This is a genomic window from Thiohalorhabdus sp., assembly GCF_036628635.1.
In the GTDB taxonomy this organism is placed as follows: domain Bacteria; phylum Pseudomonadota; class Gammaproteobacteria; order Thiohalorhabdales; family Thiohalorhabdaceae; genus Thiohalorhabdus.
Genome location: NZ_JAZKRM010000116.1, coordinates 1 through 2,849 on the forward strand (window position 1 = coordinate 1; position 2,849 = coordinate 2,849).

The 2,849-nt window shown below is 67.2% G+C and carries 2 protein-coding genes; both read right to left on the reverse strand.

Annotated features, from left to right (window positions below):
* A partial coding sequence (locus tag V5A19_RS14225) for a sigma 54-interacting transcriptional regulator (protein WP_332327983.1) occupies positions 1 to 721 on the reverse strand: 721 nt, incomplete at its 3' end.
* Positions 718 to 2,802: an XrtA/PEP-CTERM system histidine kinase PrsK gene (prsK, locus tag V5A19_RS14230; protein WP_332327984.1), complete on the reverse strand. Its 2,085-nt coding sequence runs from the start codon at positions 2,800 to 2,802 to the stop codon at positions 718 to 720. The genes prsK and V5A19_RS14225, both read right to left, overlap by 4 nt.
* Positions 2,803 to 2,849 lie beyond the last annotated feature (47 nt).

The window sequence follows — 2,849 nt, forward strand, 5'->3', positions numbered from 1 at the left end:
CGTGGGCATGCTCGATCTTGCCGAGGCGGCGGCTGGTGGCCCCGGTGAAGGCGCCTTTCTCGTAGCCGAACAGCTCGCTTTCCAGAAGGTTTTCCGGGATGGCGGCGCAGTTGATGGCTACGAACGGCTTTTCGGATCGGGGGCTGAGGTGGTGGAGGGCCTGGGCCACCAGCTCCTTGCCCGTACCGCTCTCGCCCAGCAGACAGGTGGTCGCCTCGGCCCCCGCTACCTTCTCCACGGTGCGGCAGACCTCGTCCATCTCGGGGCTCGCGGCGACGATGCTGCCGATGGGGGACCGGCTTTGCTGCTGCGACAGACGCAGGTTCTCCATCTCCAGGTCGTAAAGCCGGAACGCCCGCTCCAGGATGGTAGCGAAAAGCTCGGGCTCGATGGGCTTCTGGTAGAAATCGTAGGCGCCCAGTCCGACCGCCTTGACCGCGTTAGCGTGGTCTTCGTTGCCGGTGATGACGATGATCTTGCTGCGCGGCGCCAGGCCCAGAATCTCCTGAAGGGCCGCCAGGCCCTCAGAGGCGCCCCCTGGATCGGGCGGCAACCCCAGGTCCAGGGTCACCACCTGCGGCTCGTGGCGGCGGAGCTGGGCAATCGCCTCCTCCCGGTCGCCGGCGCAGACTACCTCGTAGGCATCCAGAGCCCAGCGCACCTGTGTCTGGACCCCGGGATCGTCCTCAACCACCAACACCTTGCGTTCCCCAACCGTCATCGGGCAGCTCCGCCCTGGGCGGACACCGCCTCAGGCTCGACCGCCCAACCGGGCAACCGGAACTGGAACCGGGTGCCCTCACCCGGCGTGCTGTGGACCTCGACATCGCCCCCGAACTCCCGGGCGTATTCCCGGGCCTCAAAAGCACCGATGCCCATGCCGGTATCCCCCTTGCTGGTATCGAACGGCCGGAAAAGCCGCTCGCGAACGAATTCAGGATCCATCCCCGCTCCCGAATCGACCACATCGATGTGGGCCCAATCCCCTTCGAGGGCCACCGACACCCGGACCAAGCCGTCCTCCGGGGTGGCCTCCTGCGCATTCTGGATCACATGGCCGAGGACCGCTATCAACCGACCCCGATCGGCCTCCACCCGGATGCCTTCCTCCGGGAGCACCAGCTCCGGCTCGGGAAGACCGCTGCCGTGCTGGCCCGCCGCCTCCTGAACGGCACCCGCCAGGTCCACCTCGGCCACCCGTCCGGCCTGGAGCCCCCCGCGCAGCTGGGCCATCAGGTGGTTCATGCGTGCCACCGAATGCTCGATGGTGGTTACGGCGTCGGCCAGGAACTCGGGGTTGTCGGCGTGCCGGCGCGCATTGCGGGCAAGCATGGACAGCTGACCGATGATGTTCTTGAGGTCGTGCAGGACGAAGGCCGACAGCCGATTGAAGGTCTCGAACTGCTGGGCCCGGGTGAGGGCCTCGGCTGCTTCCTCCTGGGCCAGGTAGCTGGCCGCCTGACGGCCCAGCGTCCTGAGCAGGTCAAAATCCTCCCAGTTCAGATCCAGATTTCCCGCCCGCGAGCGGGCCAGGACCAAGAAACCTTGAAGGCGGTCCCGATGCAGGAGCGGCACCAGCAGCCAGGCCCGGGGGATACCGGCGAGCCAGGACGGCATGGCGAGGTCGCTGTAGGGCTCCCGACTCCCCCGCCATTCATCCACCGTCAGGATCCACTCCTGCTCCTGTAGGAAAGCAGCCAGAGGACCGTCCAGGGGCTCCCGCGCCTCCGCCGGTTCGGTCATATTCCATTCAGCGGTCGGGACCAGGTAACCCTCGCGTTCCTGCCAAAGCATGCCGCCGGGGCTCTCGATCACCTGGGCCACGGCGTGGATCACCCGCTGCTTCAGCGGGATCTCGGCCTCCTCGGCGGTCAGGGTGCCGGTAAACCGCAGCCATTCCTCGCGGTAATCATAACGGTAGTTGAAGAAATGCTTGCTGAAGAACACACGCATGCGGGCCCGGATCTGGCCGGAGAAGGCCACCATCACCAGCAGCACCACGGCCCCGACCAGGAACACGAACTGCACCGGTCCGCCCCACGCCCCCCCGTAGATTCGGATGGAGTAGGCCGCCAGGGCCATGACCAGAAGATACACACCGGCGCCCGTGAGCGAGGCGGTGTATAGCACAAAGCGCCGGGAGACGTAGACGTCCAGGGACCATTCGGGGTTGCGCGCGGCTCCTACCGCGACCAGGGGTGCCAGCAAGGCATTGACGTAGCCACGGGCCGCCCACAGGTCGGGATCGGGGGCCCGCATCACCAGGGCATCAGCGAAAAGGAAGAGGTCGAAGATCAGCAGTGTGCCAATGGCAAGGAAAAGGTGCTTCAGGGCCCAACGACCCTCCTCCCGGGTATTGCGAAAGACCTGCTCCAGCAGCACGAGCCCAAGCACCGCGCCGGCAATGCCCGCCATGTGGGACAGGGATGCCCCCCAGGGCGCGATGCCCCCGGAGAACGCAATGCGGGCCAGGCCGCCGAGGCCTTCGCCAGCCACCACGAGCCCCCCGACGCCGGCCAAGGCCCGGAAGGCCAAGGAGGGCATAATCAACCGGACAAGGCCCAGCAGGAAGGCCAACCACCCGCCCAGCCGCAAGGCCTCCAGCGGGGCCACCCATTGGGGGTGCAGCGCGCCGGCCCAGTGAAGGCCGGCCAATGCCCCGCCCCATAGCGACGAAACCCCGACCGCCACCAGCAAAAGGCCGCCGGTTGCCCGACCGCGCCAGCCAATGGCCAGAACGGCCGCGACCGCCAGGAAGGCCACCGCCGCCGCCAGGAATCCGGCTGCCGAAATGTGAACCATGCTATCCCTCAGCCCTACTGGGACAGGCAACAAAGCCTCGCCCGATG

What these genes read in the sequence shown, in the direction of transcription:
- prsK (WP_332327984.1), bottom strand. Translation starts at nt 2,802, where the DNA reads ATGGTTCACATTTCGGCAGCCGGATTCCTGGCGGCGGCGGTGGCCTTC.